The following is an 18,209-nucleotide window of genomic DNA, read 5'->3' as shown; positions in this document are numbered from 1 at the left end:
GTATGTCAAAACTAGTATCCATAGCGTTTTCATTCCTAATTCTTTTTCAGAGCGTCAACATTAGCTTTGAAGATTTTGCGCGTTTTGGAGTCCTTTTAGAACATGCCGAATATCACCAAGAACAGTATGGCGATTCGTTTTTCGAATTTCTAGCCGAACATTATGGTGATGCCGAATTTCATCCTGCCAGCGAGCATAAAGAACACGAAGAATTACCGTTTAAAGAACATCATAATACCTGTGTTCACAGTGCGACCGTTTTCACTTTAACAGTTCAAGATTATCAAATTGCATATCCATCTTTTATAGAAATTCCTTTTAATTTCTTTTATCAGGATTCTATTTCCCTATTTGAAAAGCCAGCTGTTTTTCAACCGCCCAAACACGCATAATTCAATTTTATCTTTTTTAAATCACTAGTTATGCAGTTCCTGTATGACTAGCAACTCTATTAAAATGAATTATGTTAGAAAAAATCATAAAATTCAGCTTAAACAATAAGCTGATTATACTGTTGGGCGCAGCTGCCATTGTAGCCTTTGGCGCGATTTCCTTAACGCAAATATCTATTGGAGCCGTTCCAGATATTACCAACAACCAAGTACAAGTTATTACCACGTCTCGAAATTTAGCAACCCAAGATGTGGAACAGTTTATCACCTATCCTATTGAGCTAGAAATGGCGAATTTACCCGGCGTTCAAGAAATTCGGTCGGTATCAAAATTTGGACTTTCCGTTGTAACCATTGTTTTCGATGATGATTTAGGAACCTATTTACCGCGACAGCTAATTGCTGAAAAAATAAAATCGGCTTCCGAGAAAATCCCTGAAGGTTTTGGCTCACCAGAAATGGGACCTATAACCACTGGTTTAGGCGAAATCTATCAATACATTTTAGATGTTAAGCCCGAATTTAAAGATCAGTACACAATTACAGATTTACGTACCATCCAAGATTGGATTGTTAAAAGGCAATTATCTGGAATTCCTGGTGTGGTAGAAGTCAATACTTGGGGAGGCTATTTAAAACAATATGAAGTTGCTATCAATCCGCAGAAATTAACGGCCATGAATATTTCTATTTCATCTATTTATGATGCATTAGAAAAAAACAACAGTGTTGCCGGTGGTGGTTATATTGAAAAAACCAACAAAGCCTATTTTATTCGTGGCGAAGGATTAGTCACTTCTTTAAAAGACATAGAAAATATTGTTGTTAAAAACGACGGTACGCCTATTTACATTAAAGATGTGGCTAATGTTGGTTTTGGTCATGCTACCAGATTTGGTGCTATTACAGGAAATGGCGAAGGCGAAAAAGTTCTTGGCCAAATCATGATGCTTAAAGACGGGGATTCTAAAAAAATTATCGATGCCGTTAAAGAACGTGTGGCAAGCATTGAAAAAACACTTCCTGAAGGTGTTTATATTAATGGGTTTTTAGAGCGGAGTGAACTAATTAACAAAACAACCTTCACCGTTGCCGAAAACCTCATCCTAGGTTCACTGATTGTTATTTTTGTGGTGGTTTTATTACTCGGTAATTGGCGTTCGGGATTAGTAGTGGCATCGGTTATTCCATTGAGTTTACTATTTGCAATTTCCCTGATGAATGTTTTTGGTGTAGATGCTAACCTAATGAGTTTAGGTGCTATTGACTTCGGAATTATTATTGATGGCGCCGTAATTATCGTCGAATTTATAGCTTTTCAAATTACAGCGCAGAGTGCCAAATTGAAAACAGTTACCAAAGAAGCAATTGATAACATTACGCTGAAAAGTGCTTCAAAAATGATGAATTCGGCTATTTTCGGACAGCTGATTATTTTAATCGTTTTTATTCCTATCCTTTCATTAAGTGGCATTGAAGGTAAAATGTTTAAACCCATGGCTATGACTTTCAGTTTTGCACTGATTGGGGCCATGATTTTATGTTTAACCTATGTGCCTGTTGTGTCGGCCATGTTTTTAAAACCGTCTAGTCAGTCACCTAAAAACATTTCGGTTAGACTGATGAATAAGCTAACAAGTTGGTATGAGCCAATTATTAATTGGGCCTTACATAGTAAACGTTTAGTTATTGGTTTAGCTGTAGCGCTTTTAGTTTTTAGTGCTGTTATTTTTAATAATATGGGTGGTGAATTTGTACCAACTTTAGATGAAGGTGATTTTGTTATTCAACCCGTTTTAAAAACAGGAACGTCTTTAAGTAAAACCATAGAAATCACCACTAAAATTGAAAGTATTCTTCTTGAAAACTTCCCAGAAGTAGATCAAGTTGTAAGTAGAATTGGTGCTGCTGAAGTTCCAACCGATCCCATGTCCATGGAAGAAAGTGACGTGATTATTAAATTAAACCCTAAAAATACCTGGGTTTCTGCAAGTTCTAAAAATGAACTAGCCGAAAAGTTTAAAGAAGCTTTAGCCATAATTCCCAATATGGAGGTGGAGTTTACACAACCTATAGAAATGCGTTTTAATGAACTTATTACAGGTGTTCGTGCCGACGTGGCGATTAAAATTTTTGGTGACGATTTATCAATTTTGGCATCCAAAGCTGATGAAATAAAAAATGCCATTGCAAATATTGATGGTGCCTCCGATATTATTGTCGAAAAAGTAGAAGGGCTGCCGCAAATGAGTGTCAATTACGATCGTTATAAAATTGCCCGCTACGGACTCAACATTTCCGATTTGAACAGTATTGTGTCCATGGGGTTTGCTGGCGATGTAGTTGGTCAAGTCTTTGAAGGTGAAAAACGCTTCGATTTAGCTATTCGACTCGATGAGAAGAATAGAAAAAACATTACCGATTTGCAAAACCTATATGTAGATGTGCCAAGCGGTGGAAAAATTCCTTTAAGTGAATTAGCAGATATTTCATACACAACTGGTCCGGCGCAAATATCAAGAGACGATACTAAACGTCGAATTGTAGTGGGCGTTAATGTTAGAAATCGAGATTTACAGTCGGTAGTAACCGATATACAGGAACGCATTAATGCAGATATTCAATTACCAGTTGGTTATAGTATTACCTATGGTGGTCAATTTGAAAATTTACAAAGTGCTAAAGACCGTCTATTAATTGCTGTTCCAGTAGCTCTAGTACTTATTTTTATACTACTCTATTTTGCTTTCCATTCAGTAAAAGATGCCTTGATGGTGTATTCCGCTATTCCTCTAGCCGCCGTTGGTGGCGTTTTACTATTATGGATGCGTGACTTACCGTTTAGTATTTCCGCAGGTGTTGGCTTTATTGCCTTATTTGGTATTGCTGTATTAAATGGCATTGTACTTATTGAACATTTTAAAGAACTGAAATCTCAAGGTGTAACAGACATTGAAACTCGCATAAAACGTGGTACAACCGAACGTTTACGTCCTGTATTATTAACAGCTTCAGCAGCGGCTCTTGGATTTTTACCAATGGCAATTTCAACAAATGCTGGTGCCGAAGTTCAACGACCTTTAGCAACAGTTGTTATTGGTGGATTGGTAACGGCTACTATTTTAACGTTGGTGGTACTTCCAGTTTTATACGCTTGGATTGAAGAAAAGAAAACACTTAAAATGAAGAAAAATCATATAACAACTTTAATCGTTCTATTGGTTTCTTTGTCTGGATTTTCACAGCAAGCACCAATAAACGTGAATGAAACTTTTGAGTTAGCTTTAAAAAACAATGCACAACTAAAAGCGTCCAGATTACAACTCAATGAAGTGGATGCCAGAATTTCTGGTGCGTTTGATTTCGATAAAACGCATGTTTTTTATACCTACGACGAAAATAATCTAGCCATTAATAATGAGCCTTTAAAAATATATGGCGTGGCACAAGACTTTATGTTTCCGACGCGCTATTTTGCTGAAAAGCGCGTAAATAAAGCTGCCTATAATTTGAAAGCTTCAGAAAACACAATTCAAATTTTACAGCTCAAACGCAATGTGTATTCAAATTACTACGCTTTAAGCTATGCTAAAAATAAAGCTAAAAGCTACAAGTATTTAGATAGTCTGTATTCCAAGTTCGCTCAAAATGCCAAGAGACGTTTTGAGTTAGGTGAAAGCAATTATTTGGAAACCATTACGGCCGAATCTAAAGAAAAACAAATGGAAACGCGGTATATTCAATCGCAGCAGGAGGTGATGATTCAAACGGAACAATTAAAGAAAATCGTTCAAATCGACTCTTTAGAAACTTCCAATGAACCATTAGAAAAACTTACGTTAACTGCATTAGCAGTTTCCGAAGAAAACCCCGGTTTGTTGTATTTTGAAGAATATAAAAATTACTATCAAGCTTTAAAAAACAAAGAAAAGCAGGCGTTGTTACCAGATATTTCAGCTGAATATTTCGTAGGCACCAACCGCACTTTAAACTCCAATATTCAAGGCTATCAAATAGGATTAAAAATCCCCTTATTTTTCTCTGGAAATGCATCACGGATTAAGGCTTCAAAGATCGCAGAAGAGGTTGTAACCATGCAGCAAATAGATTATAAAACCAAACTGCAAGGGGAATATCAACGTCTTTTAGCACAATTAGAACAGCATCAAGCGGCTATTTTTTATTATGAATCGCAAGGAAAAACACTTCAAGAAGAAATTATAAAAACCGCTAACCGTAGTTTTCAGGAAGGTGAAATAGATTTCTTTCAATACATACAGAGTGTTGAAACGGCTAAAGATATGGAGCTGGAATATTTGAGCCAATTAAACAATTACAACCAGACGATTATTACATTAAATCATTTAACTTTATAATATTCAAAATTATGAAACCACTATATATAATTACATTTTTATTACTTTTTATGGCTTGTGGCAATAGCGAGAGTGACACAACAGAAGCTGTAGAAACAGTATCTCACAACGACAAAATTAAACTATCTAAAGAACAGTTTAACAGTGAAGGCATGGAATTAGGAACCATAGCTGAACACACGTTTAACGAAACCGTTATCGTAAACGGGATGATTGATGTTCCACCACATAACAAATCGCGAGTTAGCACATATCATGGCGGTTATATTACGAAAACACCTTTATTAGTTGGCGACAAGGTAAAAAAAGGTCAACTTTTGGTGACACTTGAAAATACTGAGTATGTAGAAATTCAACAGCAATTTTTAGAAGTAGCGGAACAGTTAAGCTATTTAAAAAATGAATATACGCGCCAGAAAACACTTTTTGATGAAAAAATAACCTCGGAAAAGAATTATTTAAAAGCTGAAAGTACGTACAAGAGTAATCTGGCGTTTCACAACGGATTGGAAAAGAAACTGCAGATGCTAAATATTAATCCAAAGTTCGTATTAGCAGGAAATATGAGTTCTACTATTAATATTTATGCCCCAATTAGTGGTCATGTTACTAAAGTTAATGTGAGTAATGGCGCCTTTGTTTCAGCAAGCGATGTTATTATGGAAATTGTAGATATTGACCATATGCACTTGGAACTTTCCGTTTTTGAGAAGGATATTATGAAGATCAAAAAAGGCCAGAAAATTAATTTTACTATTCCGGAGTCTTCACAAAAAACCTACTCTGCCGATGTACACTTGGTTGGTACAACTATTAATGAAACGACTAGACGCGTTCAAGTTCACGGTCATATTGACGATGCGGAATCTAACTTTATAGTTGGTATGTTTGTAGAAGCAGAAATTAATATTGATGAAGTAAAAAGCATGGCTTTACCACAAGAAGCCGTTATTAAAACTGGTGACGGTTATTACATTCTTATGTTAGAAGAGAAAACGGCAGATGGTTATGTTTTCGAAAAAAAGGAAGTGAAAATAGGAAAGCAAACCGAAGATTTCATGGAAATATTAAACTCTGAAAATTTACTTATTAAACAACTAATTATTCAAGGCACCGCCATGCTACTTAATGATAGCGAAGGTGGTCACGGCCATTAATTAATACACTATGTCAAACGATCATAATCATGACCATTCTAGCGGTTTTTTTGGTAAAAACACCGAATTATACTTTTCATTTTTATCCGGATTTTTTCTAACGCTCGGTTTTAGTTTAGATACTTGGGGAGGATTAGAAAGCTATTTTCACCTTACCTCTTATATTATTTCATATGGTTTTGGAGCTTATTTTATAAGTCAAGAAGCTGTTCAAAAACTGCGACAAGGTATATTTGAAATTGATTTTCTAATGATTGCAGCTGCTATTGGCGCAGCTTATATTGGCAGTTGGGCGGAAGGAGCACTTTTACTATTCTTATTTAGTTTAGGGCATGCTTTAGAACATTATGCCATGAATAAAGCTGAAAAGTCTATAAAGTCCTTGGGGAATTTATCGCCAAAAACAGCATTGCTTAAAACTGGTGATTCGATTGAAGAAATAGCAATTGAAGATTTAAAAATCGGCGATGTTATTGTCGTAAAACCCCACACCAAAATTGCCGCGGATGGCGTTATTATCTCTGGCGAAAGCAGCATAAATCAAGCACCTATTACTGGTGAAAGTATGCCTGTTGATAAAAGTCCATTTCCTGAAAATCAGCAAATTCCTAGTTTTTCAGATATAGACAAAGATCATACGGTGTTTTCAGGAACTATAAATGGCAACAGTGCTTTGGAAATTCATGTCCTTAAATTAACAAAAGACTCTACCGTTTCTAGACTGATTAGTTTAGTTAACGATGTGGAAACTAAAAAGTCACCAACGCAACGCTTAACCAAGAGATTTGAAAAAGTTTATGTTCCAATCGTTATCATACTGGTAGCACTATTATGCTTTGCCTTTCTGGTTATTAACGAAACGTTTAACGAAAGTTTATATCGTGCCATAACAGTTTTAGTAGCTGCTAGCCCTTGTGCTTTGGCTATTTCTACGCCAAGTGCCGTATTGAGTGGAATTGCTCGTGCTGCGCAACGTGGTGTTTTAATTAAAGGCGGGAAAGCTTTGGAAGATTTAGGTAGTATAACAACTATTGCTTTTGATAAAACGGGAACGCTTACTGAAGGAAAACCAAGTTTAAAACAAGTCATAGCTTTTAATGACTTTAATAAAGAAGAATTACTTCAATTGTTATATGAAGTAGAACGTTTAAGCAATCATCCATTAGCAAAAGCTATTGCAAAATCTATTAAAGAGCAGGAAAAACTAGAGGATGCAAATCTGGCATCAAATGTTCAAGCCATTCAGGGCAAAGGTGTTGAAGCTATTTATAAAAATGAACCGGTTTATATTGGAAATACCCGACTCATGACTGATAATAGTCTAGTGATTTCTGAAGCTATTGAAACCCAGATTAACCAACTATTGGAAGTAGGCGAAACCGTTATGTTGGTTGGTTATCAGAATCAGATTATCGGTTTGGTAAGTGTTATGGACATTCCGAGAAAAGCCGCAGCCGAAACACTAAAAAGGCTAAAAAGTATAGGCGTTAAAAACATGATTATGCTTACCGGTGATCATGAACGTGTAGGTCAAGCTATTGCCAAACAAATTGGATTAACCGAAAGTCGCGGAAATTTATTACCAGAAGATAAAGTAGATGCCATTCGATTATTAAAGGAACGCGATGGGAAAGTCGCCATGGTTGGCGATGGTGTAAACGATGCGCCTGCAATGGCCTTAAGCACGGTAAGCGTCGCAATGGGAGCAGCAGGAAGCGATGTTGCATTAGAAACTGCCGATGTAGCCCTTATGTCGGATAAAATTGAGATGCTACCATTTGTAATTGGCTTAAGTCGCGCATCTAAACGTATTATTAAACAAAATATATTTATAAGCTTGGGTGTGGTTGCCATTTTGGTTCCAGTAACCATTTTAGGATTAACAAATATTGGACTAGCGGTTCTATTTCATGAAGGCTCCACTATTGTGGTTGTTTTAAATGCTTTGCGGTTGTTGGCTTATAATGAGGATTAGTAAATTTGTTTTCAACAATAAAATAGATATGAATAAAAAATCCCAAGCTATAGCTTGGGATTTTTTTGTGACTTTATATTTCTATTAAATTAATGGGTTTTGAGGCACCTGTTTTCACAGGTGTTGGGTTACATTCTCATCAACCACTCTTTAACATCTACTTCTTTTTTAATAATAGCAGTTAAATCGCTAATATTAACACGTGATTGTTCCATAGTATCTCGATGACGAATAGTTACCATTTGATCATCTAAAGTATCATGATCTACAGTAATACAAAATGGTGTTCCATTGGCATCTTGACGTCTGTAACGTCTTCCAACAGCATCCTTCTCATCATAAGTTACATTGAAATCCCATTTCAAATCATCAAAAATTTGACGTGCAACTTCAGGTAAACCATCTTTTTTCACCAAAGGTAAAATAGCTGCTTTTACTGGTGCTAAAACTGCTGGTAATTTCAAAACAGTTCTCGTGGTATTATTCTCAAGCTCTTCTTCAACTAATGAATTAGAGAAAACTGCTAAAAACATACGGTCTAAACCAATTGATGTTTCTAAAACATACGGAGTATAGCTCGCATTATCTTCATGGTCAAAATACTGTAGCTTTTTACCTGAAAACTCTTCGTGTTGTTTTAAATCGAAATCAGTTCGTGAGTGAATTCCTTCCAATTCTTTAAAACCGAAAGGAAATTTAAACTCAATATCAGTCGCTGCATCAGCATAATGCGCTAATTTATCATGATCATGGAAACGGTAATTTTCTGCTCCCATGCCTAATGACATATGCCATTTCATTCGCGCTTCTTTCCAATATTCAAACCACTTCATTTGTGTTCCTGGTTTGATAAAATACTGCATTTCCATTTGTTCAAACTCACGCATTCTAAAAATAAATTGCCTTGCAACAATCTCATTTCTAAACGCTTTTCCGGTTTGCGCAATTCCAAAAGGAATTTTCATACGCCCCGTTTTTTGAACATTTAAGAAGTTAACAAAAATTCCCTGTGCTGTTTCTGGACGTAAATATAAATCTAAAGCATGTTCTGCAGAAGCTCCAATTTTAGTACCAAACATAAGGTTAAATTGCTTTACTTCCGTCCATTCTCTAGAACCGGATAAAGGACAAGCTATTTCTAATTCTTCGATTAGGGCTTTAACATCGGCTAAATCTTCAGCTTCTAAAGATTTCCCCATTCGGGATAAAATCTCTTGAATCCTCTCATAGTAACCTACAACACGCGGATTAGTACTTATAAATTCTTCTTTATTAAAAGAATCACCAAAACGTTTTTGCGCTTTAGCCACTTCTTTGTCGATTTTAGCTTCAATTTTAGCGCAATAATCTTCTATTAAAACATCGGCACGATAGCGTTTTTTGGAATCCTTATTATCTATTAAAGGATCGTTAAACGCATCTACGTGGCCAGAAGCCTTCCATGTGGTGGGATGCATAAAAATTGAGGCATCAATACCCACAATATTATCATGCATTTGCACCATGGCTTTCCACCAGTAATCGCGAATGTTCTTTTTAAGCTCTGCTCCATTTTGTGCGTAATCATATACTGCACTTAACCCATCGTAGATTTCACTACTCTGGAATACGTAACCATACTCTTTTGCGTGAGAGATTACTTTCTTGAATTGATCGTCATTATTTGCCATAGTGCAAAAATAGTAAACCGCTACAATTAAATGAGCGGTTTTACAAAAATTATAAAAGGTTCGTTAATTAAGCCTAATTTTAATTGGAAATACACTTATAAACAAGAGGTTATATGATTTTATTATCAAAAAAATCAAACTTCTTTCTTATGTATCTTTAAAGATTTTAATGTTTTATCATATTGCTTTCTTCCAGTAATTTTAGATTCGACTTTTAGCTTTTTAGCTGTAATGACAACTATGCTTCCAATAATAGCGTTGAGTTCCTTATTTTTTTCTGCCAATTTCATTAAAGCTACCATATTAGATTCAACATCCTGGTTTCTCGTTTCCGATTCTTTTTTTAAAGTTTCGTTTTGAGCTATAAGATTCGAGATTTCAGAATCTAAAATACGGCACTCTTCTTTCAATGCGATAATTTCTTCTTGACACTTTACAATTATTGCTGCTTCAGTACTTACTGCGCTAAAAGTTTCTAAAGCCATCAAGTCTTTAGATTTAAATTGTTGAAATCGCTCTATTAAAATGTCATTTTCAGAACGTGAGTCTTGATAGATCATTATCATTTTAGACAATTCACTTTGAACAAGTTTTAGTTCTTTAGCCATGAACTCCTCTTGTTCCTTCGTGTTTCTGTAACTTGTTAAACTAATGAAAATTAATAAAACCATAGCTATTAGCAGTGTTCTATTAAATAATTTGTAGTTAAAAGTTTTAGGGTTAACTTTCATATTATAATTGTGCTATTAACTTACAAAGTTATAACAAAAGATTGGAAGTACATTTTTTATTCGATAAAGAGAGAATAATCTTGTTAAACTCTCACATTAATTCAATAATTACTATAAAAAACAAAAAGTAGTTATACATTTAGTGTTAAATAATTAATTTGTTCACTGCACTTCTCAATTTATTCTTTCCTAAAGTGTGCTATGGCTGTAATGGGCTATTACACGATAATGAATTGTATGCTTGTACAGCATGTAGACATAATTTCCCAATCACTAATTTTCATTTAAATAAGGATAATACATTACTAAAAGTTTTTTATGGTCGCGTACCTATTGAATCAGCAACAGCCCTTTTACGTTTTGAAAAGAAAGGTATTACCCAAAACTTAATTCATAATTTAAAATACAAAGGATATGAAGACATTGGCATTTTTCTCGGCAGTTGGCTTGGTGCTGAATTGAAAAATCTTCCAGAATATGAAAATATTGACATGATTGTTCCAGTTCCACTTCATAAAAACAAATTGCGGAAACGCGGATATAATCAAGTGACTAAATTTGGTCAGGAATTGGCAAAAAGTCTAGAAGCGGAATATGTAGATGATGTATTGATAAAAGTAACCAATACTAGTTCCCAAGTTACTAAAAGCAGATTAACGCGCTGGTTGTCCAACGTGGAAGTTTTTAAAGTAATTAATGCCGAAAAAACACAACACAAACATATTCTTTTGGTGGACGATATTATTACTACAGGGGCAACTTTGGAAGCTTGCGCAGCTGTTTTAATAAAAAATAGTGATGTTAAAATTAGCATTGCCACCATGTCAATAGCATAAAGGATGTTTAGTTAATGATAAATATGTTGTTTATTTGTAAAAAAAGTAGAGTCCGTATGCGTCAAGCGCTTTCACAATTAATTTTAGTCGTTTTTATAATTTTAGTTATTGCTAGTTGTGCCAATCGGGGGCGACCAAGTGGTGGTATAAAAGATACAACACCTCCAAAAATAACCAAATCGGAGCCAAAAAACTATACGACAAACTTTTCTGGAAGTGAAATAAGAATATATTTTGACGAATATATTAAAATAAAAAATGTTACTAAACAGCTTATTATTTCCCCTCCAATGGAAATAACTCCGGAAATAATTCCGCTTTCTAATGCCAGTAAATATATACAAATCAAAATTTTAGATACGTTAGACCCGAACACAACTTATGCATTTAACTTTGGAAATAGTATTGTAGATAATAATGAAGAAAACCCATATCCCTATTATAAATATGTGTTTTCTACAGGCGATTATATAGACTCTTTATCCATAAAAGGTATTATGGTTGATGCCACTTTAAGGCAGCCTGACGATTTTATTTCGGTAATGCTTTATGAAGCCGACTCCACCTACAACGACTCTGTGGTTTATAACAAAACACCTAGATATATTACGAATACTCTAGACAGCACAACAACATTTTCTTTAGAAAATTTGAAGGCGGGTAAATATAAACTGGTTGCTTTAAAAGATAATAATCAAGACTTTAAATTTCAACCTCGAGTAGATAAGATCGCATTCCACGAAGAATTTATTAATGTTCCCGTAGATTCGACAACTTTCTTTACTTTAAAATTATTTCAAGAAGATTTAAACCCGCAGATAATTAGACCTCGATTGATTTCTGGCGAGAAAATTGCTTTCGGTTTTGAAGGGGATTCTGAAAACATGCGCATTCAGAATATGTCTGCTCTTCCAAATAATTTTGAATCGCGCATAACAAAAGATTCTAAAACAGACTCTTTATATTACTGGTATAAACCAAGATTAGAAGTCGATTCCTTATTATTTAATGCTACCAACAAAAATTACGATGAAAATTTTGTGGTTAAAATAAGCGAGCAAAAACGAGATACTATGGTTATTACAGCAGAACCAATTGGTCTTTTAAACTTTAACGATGAATTTAAAATTACAAATGCCGTTCCTTTTACCAAATTTGACAAAAGTAAAGTAACCGTTTTAGATAAAGATTCGCTTGCTGTCGATTTTAAGGTGAAATTAGATTCGCTTGCCAACAGCTATGTATTTCAATTTGAGAAGAAGGAAAGCGAATCCTACAGTATACAGATATTACCAGAAGCATTAACCGATTTTTTCGACAATAAAAATGACACTTTGAGCTATAGGTTATCAACAAAAACGTTCTCCGATTATGGTAACGCACGCGTTATATTAAGTAACGCTACTTATCCTATTATTATACAAATAACGGATGTAAAAGGCAAGGTTGTAGCGGAACAATATTCCACGAAACCAGAACCCATAGACTTCAGGCATTTACAAACTGGTGATTTCTATTTACGCGTAATTTATGACAGCAATGAAAACGGAAAATACGATTCTGGAAATTACTTAAAAAACCAGCAGCCAGAGCGCGTAAGTTATTACAAAGATAAACTAGAAATACGCTCTAACTTTGAGATGATTTACGATTTTACTCTATTTTAAACTGATCCCGATCATTTAAAAATTTAAGTTTTTCGCGATAACGTGTAATATGTTTTTTGTCCAATGTAACAATTTCAATATGGTCTTTATGAGGTCTAATTGGCGTAATATTATTTCCTAAAACATCATAGACGGTAGAGTGTCCCGAATATTCATTTTGATTTTCATCAATACCAATTCGATTTACACCGACACAATAACACATGTTTTCAATGGCGCGTGCTTTTAGCAAAGCATCCCAAGCAGCCATTCGCGACTTTGGCCAACAGGCAACATAAATCAGCGCATCATAATCGGTTGTATTGCGTGCCCAAACGGGAAAACGTAAATCGTAACAAACTTGCAAGCAAAGATCCCAACCTTTATAATGGACAATTACTTTTTCGGTACCAGAAGTATATACTTTATCTTCTCCCGCTAAGGAAAATGTATGACGCTTATCATACGTTTTTATAGTGCCATCTGGAAAAACAAATAGCATCCGATTGTAATAGTTACCATTTTCATGAATAACAATGCTACCAGTTATGGCGGAATTAGCTTCTGAAGCTTGTTTCTGCAACCAACCAACTGTTTCACCATCCATTGTTTCGGCAACAGCTTGCGCGTTCATAGTAAACCCTGTTGTAAACATTTCTGGTAGCACTATAACATCTACTGACTTTTTAATACTTTTTATTTTGGCTTCGAAATTTTGGCGATTGGCTTCTGCATTCTCCCAAACTAAATTTGTTTGAATAAAAGCTAAATTTAATTGATCGGTCATAAATCTATATTTTATTTAATTTCTTTTCTGCCTTATCAAAATCCTTCGTTAATTTATTTAACTTTTTAGCCCATTTATATTCATCTTTAGGTGTTAACTTTCCTTTATCATGCAACTTTTCATATTTGGATTGTGCCTTTTTTAATTCGTTTCTGGATTTGACGTAATTATCACGCGTCTTCTTTTCGTTCTTTAGTCTCTTCTGCAGTGCCTCAGATTCTTTTTTAGCTTTCTTTTGTGCTTTTATAGCCTCTTTTTGCGCTTTCTCTGCGTCTTTACGCAGCTCTTCTGAGTGATCTTGGGCATCTTGCAATGCTTTTTGCTGTGCCGCAACTTCTGCTTCGCTTTCTAATCTTTTATTTAAAGTAGTAATGATACCATCTTTATCTTCCGCGGAAATTAAACTTGTTACCTCTTTCCCTTGATTAAAAAATTTATCACCTTGAACCTGATAAATTTCTCCAGATTCTGTTATCACTTGATGTTTTGTAGCGCATGCACTTAAACTAAACACTAATGCTATTGATAATATTTTGAATAATTTCATGTTTTTTATATTTAAATTAAGGTAATAAATGGTCTCTTTAAAATAACAAGATTTTTTTACCCAGAAAAAGCAATATCTATTTATTTTCAGCATCTATATGGAAATGTATTTTCCGAAGATGTTGGCAGGTTTTAAACTAACACTATAAAGTGTTCAATGTTTCTTCTGCCTCTAAAACTTTTTCAGACAAACCATCTAGTTTCATAGCCCATTTTGCTTCATCATTAGGCGATAAATCTCCTTGATCATGAAGTCGTTGGTATTTTTTTTGTGATTTTTCAAAATTATTTTTCGCTTTAATATAACCATCACGCGCTGCTTTTGCATCTTTTAATTGTCTTTCCAATGCATTTGCTTCAATTTCGGCGTTTATTCTTATTTGATCTAAAGAGTCTTTCTCTGCTAATATTTCGGCTTCAGATTCTAATCTAGTATCTAAAGTACTTATTATATGTTGCTTTTCTTCTGAAGAAATTGTTCCTGTAACAACTTGGCCTTGCTTATAAACCTGACCTTGATGAACTTCATAAACTTCTCCAGAATCGGTAATTACTTGATGTTTTGTTGCACAAGAGCTTGCAATTAACAAACATACAAATGGTACTATTTTTAAATACTTCATGACTATTTTATATAAATTAAAGGGTTTACAAATTTGGTACAGACTTGGAGATAAGATGCGTTCTTTAATAATAATTTAACATATTAAAGCCTATTTAATATATCGGCTGCTTTTTTCAATGTATCATTAGTTTTAGCAAAGCAAAATCGCAACATTTTATCATCTTTTTGATCGAGGTTAAATACGGATAATGGAATAGATGCCAAGCCTTTTTCTACTGTCAATTTTTCAGCAAATTCCACATCATTTTCTTTTGTTATTTTAGAAAAATCCAAGACTTGAAAATACGTTCCTTGGGATGGCGTAAAGGTAAACTTTGAATCCTGAATAAGGCTCAAGAAATAATCACGCTTTTCCTGATAGAAATCGGCCAACTCTAAATAATGTTTAGGCTCTTGTAAGTAGTCCGCCAATCCTTTTTGCATGGCACTATTAACAGAAAAAACATTAAATTGATGTACTTTTTGAAATTCTGTCATCAATTCTTTAGGCGCACAGCAATACCCCATTTTCCAACCTGTATTATGAAATGTTTTTCCAAAAGAAGCCACAATAAAACTACGTTCCTTTAATTCGGCAAACAGGCAAATACTTTGGTGCTTTAAAGCATCGAATATCATGTGTTCGTAAACCTCATCACTTAAGATAATAATTTCCGTTCCGATAGTTAATGCTTGCAGTTTCAGCATATCTTTTCGCGCTAAAACCGTTCCACTCGGATTATGCGGCGTATTAATGATAATCATCTTTGTTTTTGTTGAAATTTTAGCAGCTACTTCCTCCCAGTTTATCTTATAATCAGAACCTTCCATTTGGATAGCAATGGGCTTTCCGCCATTAATTTTAACAGTAGGTTCATAACAATCGTAAGCGGGTTTAAAAATAATCACCTCATCATCCGTATGAATAAAAGCAGAAATTATGGTATAAATTGCTTGCGTTGCTCCTGCTGTTACGGTAATCTCATTTTCCGGATTATAACTAGAATTATAGAGTAATTCAAACTTTTTAGAAATAACTTCACGCAATTCTAAATTTCCTGCCATGGGTGCATATTGGTTAAAACCAGAATTCATGGCCTGACTAACAAAATCAATCAACTTTTGATCACTTTTAAAATTAGGAAAGCCTTGAGATAAATTAATGGCCTCATGCTTATTAGCTAAAGCACTCATTATGGTAAAAATACTGGTTTCTACCTGCGGAAGTTTGGAAATATGTCTCATAACTGTAAAGGTAATAAGTTCTAAATACAATAATGTTCCCAGAACTCTTTATCTTTGGGGAATTCAAAATTATCATACTATGAAATTATTAAGATTATTAGTGCTTTTTATCGTTTTTCAGGCATCGGCCCAACAAGGCGGAATGTGGATTCCTTCGCTTTTAGAAGGCATGAACGAAGACGAAATGACTGCTTTAGGTAGTAAACTAACTGCTCAAGACATTTACGATGTTAACAATTCTAGCTTAAAAGATGCTATTGGGCATTTTAATGGCGGTTGTACGAGTGAAGTTATCTCCGATCAAGGTTTAATTCTTACCAACCACCATTGTGGTTTTGGTCAAATTCAATCGCATTCATCATTAGAAAACGATTATTTAAAAGATGGCTTTTGGGCCATGAATTTTGAAGATGAATTGCCAAACAATGGTCTTTATATTGAATTTATTGTACGTATTGAAGATGTTACAGACCAAGTTTTAAATGGTGTAACAGATTCTATGACGGAAAAAGAAAGACAATCGACAGTCGATAAGAACTCTAATAAACTACAAACAACAGTAACCAAAGAAGCTTGGCATGATACTAAGGTGAAATCATTTTATAAAGGAAATCAGTATTTCTTATTTGTTACCGAGCGTTTTAACGATATCCGTTTAGTAGGTGCTCCACCAACAAGTATTGGTAAATTCGGTAGCGATACGGACAACTGGGTTTTCCCTAGACATACAGGCGATTTTGCGTTATTCCGCATTTACGCTGATAAAGACAACCGTCCAGCGGAATACAGCAAAGACAACGTTCCTTACAAACCAAAGCATCACTTACCTATTTCTTTAGATGGTGTTGAAGAGGGTGATTTTACTATGGTTTTTGGTTTCCCAGGAACAACGGATGAGTATTTACCAGCCGTAGCTATTGAGCATATTACTCAAGAATTCAACCCAAGTAATATTGCTATTCGTGAAGCAGCTGTAAAGATTATTGATGCTGAAATGAAGGTGAATGATGATGTTCGAATTAAATACGCATCTAAACAAGCGCGTATTGCTAACGCTTGGAAAAAATGGATAGGTGAAAATTTAGGAATTAAAAAGAGTAATGCCATTGCCGAACGTCGTGCTTTTGAAGCTTCGTTTACAAAAGCCTTAAAAGAAAAAGGTTTGGAAGACAAATACGGCCATATTTTACCAGAATTCGACCGACTATATAAAGATTTCGCGGATGTAGATATCAAACGTCGAAACTTTATTGAAGTGTTTTTAGTGACTAATGAACTAATGACGATGACCTATAGAGCATACCAAGTAGAACAGTCATTGCTACAGAGTCCGGAAAGCATTGAAAAAGGAAGAGAATATATAACAGGTGTTTTAGAAGGAATTCATAAAAACTACGATGTAAAAGTCGATAAAGGGGTTTACGAAAATGTCATGCCTTTCTACAGCAAAAATAATGTTGATCCTACCATTTATGATAAAACAGCGTTTACTGATTTGGATTCTGCTTTAGCTTTATTTGAAGGATCTGCAGATGATGTTATCAAGAAGTTGAATGATGATACGGCTTACGCGTATGCAAAACCTTTTATTGAAGAGTTTTTCAATACTATTGATGCTGAATTTCAACAAAAAAACGAACCTATCACCGCGCTTCAAACAGAATACATGACCGCGTTAATGATAGCATTACCAGAAGAACGTTATTTCCCAGATGCTAACGGAACCTTGCGTGTAACTTATGGTCAGGTAAATGGCTATTCGCCAAGTGATGCTGTTCATTACAGTCCAGTGAGCTATTTAGATGGTGTTATTGAAAAATATATTCCAGGTGATTATGAGTTTGATGTACCACAAAAATTAATCGACTTATACGAGGCTAAAGATTACGGTCAGTATGCAGACACCAACGGAAAAGTGCCTGTTTGCTTTTTAGGAACGAACCATACAACAGGTGGAAACTCTGGAAGTCCAGCAATTGATGCACATGGAAATTTAGTCGGATTAAATTTTGATCGTGTTTGGGAAGGAACGATGAGTGATATGAATTACGATCCTGAAATTTGTCGAAACATTATGGTAGATGTTCGATATGTACTTTTTATAGTTGATAAATTTGCCGGTGCCCAACACCTAATTGATGAAATGACTTTGGTAAATCCTAAAACAGGGAAAAGCAAATCTAAAAAGAGAAAAAATAAGAAGAACAGAAAATAGTATTTAGTTCTTATTTATTAAAATATAAA

13 protein-coding genes are annotated in these 18,209 nt (G+C 34.6%); 7 read left to right on the top strand and 6 right to left on the bottom strand.

Going from position 1 to position 18,209, the window contains the following annotated elements:
• Window positions 1–2: 2 nt before the first annotated feature.
• The 4 genes from BZARG_RS14325 (at window position 3) to BZARG_RS14310 (ending at window position 7,900) form a co-directional block, all read left to right on the top strand.
• On the top strand, window positions 3–392 hold the full coding sequence (locus tag BZARG_RS14325; protein ID WP_008639666.1) for a hypothetical protein: 390 nt from the start codon (window positions 3–5) through the stop codon (window positions 390–392).
• A gap of 71 nt (window positions 393–463) precedes the next feature.
• Complete coding sequence (locus BZARG_RS14320; protein WP_008639760.1) at window positions 464–4,768, top strand: CusA/CzcA family heavy metal efflux RND transporter; 4,305 nt, start codon at window positions 464–466, stop codon at window positions 4,766–4,768.
• 11 nt (window positions 4,769–4,779) lie between these two features.
• A complete protein-coding gene (locus BZARG_RS14315) occupies window positions 4,780–5,925 on the top strand; it encodes an efflux RND transporter periplasmic adaptor subunit (protein WP_008639464.1) in 1,146 nt (381 codons plus the stop codon).
• A gap of 10 nt (window positions 5,926–5,935) precedes the next feature.
• Complete coding sequence (locus BZARG_RS14310; protein WP_008639675.1) at window positions 5,936–7,900, top strand: heavy metal translocating P-type ATPase; 1,965 nt, start codon at window positions 5,936–5,938, stop codon at window positions 7,898–7,900.
• Window positions 7,901–8,028: 128 nt separating this feature from the next.
• On the opposite strand, the gene BZARG_RS14305 is transcribed toward BZARG_RS14310, so the two are convergent.
• Together BZARG_RS14305 and BZARG_RS14300 are read right to left on the bottom strand one after the other, a co-directional pair.
• The gene (locus BZARG_RS14305; protein WP_008639634.1) at window positions 8,029–9,570 is read right to left on the bottom strand and encodes a glycine--tRNA ligase; all 1,542 of its coding nucleotides are present in this window, start codon (window positions 9,568–9,570) and stop codon (window positions 8,029–8,031) included.
• A 134-nt stretch (window positions 9,571–9,704) separates the two neighbouring features.
• Complete coding sequence (locus tag BZARG_RS14300; protein ID WP_008639651.1) at window positions 9,705–10,301, bottom strand: hypothetical protein; 597 nt, start codon at window positions 10,299–10,301, stop codon at window positions 9,705–9,707.
• A 158-nt stretch (window positions 10,302–10,459) separates the two neighbouring features.
• On the opposite strand from BZARG_RS14300, the gene BZARG_RS14295 reads away from it, so the two are divergent.
• Entirely contained in the window at window positions 10,460–11,137 is a 678-nt protein-coding gene (locus BZARG_RS14295) for a ComF family protein (RefSeq protein WP_008639785.1), read from the top strand.
• 56 nt (window positions 11,138–11,193) lie between these two features.
• Window positions 11,194–12,804 carry an Ig-like domain-containing protein gene (locus BZARG_RS14290; protein WP_008639706.1) on the top strand — a complete coding sequence of 537 codons (1,611 nt, stop codon included), beginning with the start codon at window positions 11,194–11,196 and terminating at the stop codon, window positions 12,802–12,804.
• On the opposite strand, the gene BZARG_RS14285 is transcribed toward BZARG_RS14290, so the two are convergent.
• From BZARG_RS14285 to BZARG_RS14270, 4 genes are all read right to left on the bottom strand, one after another.
• Complete coding sequence (locus tag BZARG_RS14285; RefSeq protein ID WP_008639818.1) at window positions 12,791–13,570, bottom strand: amidohydrolase; 780 nt, start codon at window positions 13,568–13,570, stop codon at window positions 12,791–12,793. The two genes, BZARG_RS14290 and BZARG_RS14285, sit on opposite strands and share 14 nt — an antisense overlap.
• Before the next feature lie 4 nt (window positions 13,571–13,574).
• Window positions 13,575–14,117 (bottom strand): hypothetical protein, encoded by a 543-nt coding sequence (locus BZARG_RS14280; protein WP_040288909.1) that lies wholly within the window; start codon window positions 14,115–14,117, stop codon window positions 13,575–13,577.
• 142 nt (window positions 14,118–14,259) lie between these two features.
• Entirely contained in the window at window positions 14,260–14,739 is a 480-nt protein-coding gene (locus BZARG_RS14275; protein WP_008639531.1) for an HlyD family secretion protein, read from the bottom strand.
• Between the two features lie 83 nt (window positions 14,740–14,822).
• Window positions 14,823–15,965 (bottom strand): methionine aminotransferase, encoded by a 1,143-nt coding sequence (locus tag BZARG_RS14270; RefSeq protein WP_008639780.1) that lies wholly within the window; start codon window positions 15,963–15,965, stop codon window positions 14,823–14,825.
• A gap of 79 nt (window positions 15,966–16,044) precedes the next feature.
• Here BZARG_RS14270 and BZARG_RS14265 point away from each other — a divergent pair, with 79 nt between their 5' ends.
• On the top strand, window positions 16,045–18,180 hold the full coding sequence (locus BZARG_RS14265; protein ID WP_008639677.1) for a S46 family peptidase: 2,136 nt from the start codon (window positions 16,045–16,047) through the stop codon (window positions 18,178–18,180).
• The last annotated feature ends 29 nt before the right edge of the window (window positions 18,181–18,209 follow it).

This window comes from Bizionia argentinensis JUB59, from assembly GCF_000224335.1.
Classification (GTDB): Bacteria; Bacteroidota; Bacteroidia; order Flavobacteriales; family Flavobacteriaceae; genus Algorimicrobium; species Algorimicrobium argentinense.
The sequence above is the reverse complement of the archived record's forward strand: the minus strand, read 5'-3'. Positions and strand labels throughout refer to the sequence as shown.

Excerpts from the sequence above, each read along its gene's own strand:
- BZARG_RS14275 (WP_008639531.1), bottom strand. The coding sequence starts at position 14,739 with ATGAAGTATTTAAAAATAGTACCATTTGTATGTTTGTTAATTGCAAGC.
- BZARG_RS14325 (WP_008639666.1), top strand. The coding sequence starts at position 3 with ATGTCAAAACTAGTATCCATAGCGTTTTCATTCCTAATTCTTTTTCAG.
- BZARG_RS14285 (WP_008639818.1), bottom strand. The coding sequence starts at position 13,570 with ATGACCGATCAATTAAATTTAGCTTTTATTCAAACAAATTTAGTTTGG.
- BZARG_RS14300 (WP_008639651.1), bottom strand. The coding sequence starts at position 10,301 with ATGAAAGTTAACCCTAAAACTTTTAACTACAAATTATTTAATAGAACA.
- BZARG_RS14315 (WP_008639464.1), top strand. The coding sequence starts at position 4,780 with ATGAAACCACTATATATAATTACATTTTTATTACTTTTTATGGCTTGT.
- BZARG_RS14305 (WP_008639634.1), bottom strand. The coding sequence starts at position 9,570 with ATGGCAAATAATGACGATCAATTCAAGAAAGTAATCTCTCACGCAAAA.
- BZARG_RS14265 (WP_008639677.1), top strand. The coding sequence starts at position 16,045 with ATGAAATTATTAAGATTATTAGTGCTTTTTATCGTTTTTCAGGCATCG.
- BZARG_RS14270 (WP_008639780.1), bottom strand. The coding sequence starts at position 15,965 with ATGAGACATATTTCCAAACTTCCGCAGGTAGAAACCAGTATTTTTACC.
- BZARG_RS14320 (WP_008639760.1), top strand. The coding sequence starts at position 464 with ATGTTAGAAAAAATCATAAAATTCAGCTTAAACAATAAGCTGATTATA.
- BZARG_RS14280 (WP_040288909.1), bottom strand. The coding sequence starts at position 14,117 with ATGAAATTATTCAAAATATTATCAATAGCATTAGTGTTTAGTTTAAGT.
- BZARG_RS14310 (WP_008639675.1), top strand. The coding sequence starts at position 5,936 with ATGTCAAACGATCATAATCATGACCATTCTAGCGGTTTTTTTGGTAAA.
- BZARG_RS14290 (WP_008639706.1), top strand. The coding sequence starts at position 11,194 with ATGCGTCAAGCGCTTTCACAATTAATTTTAGTCGTTTTTATAATTTTA.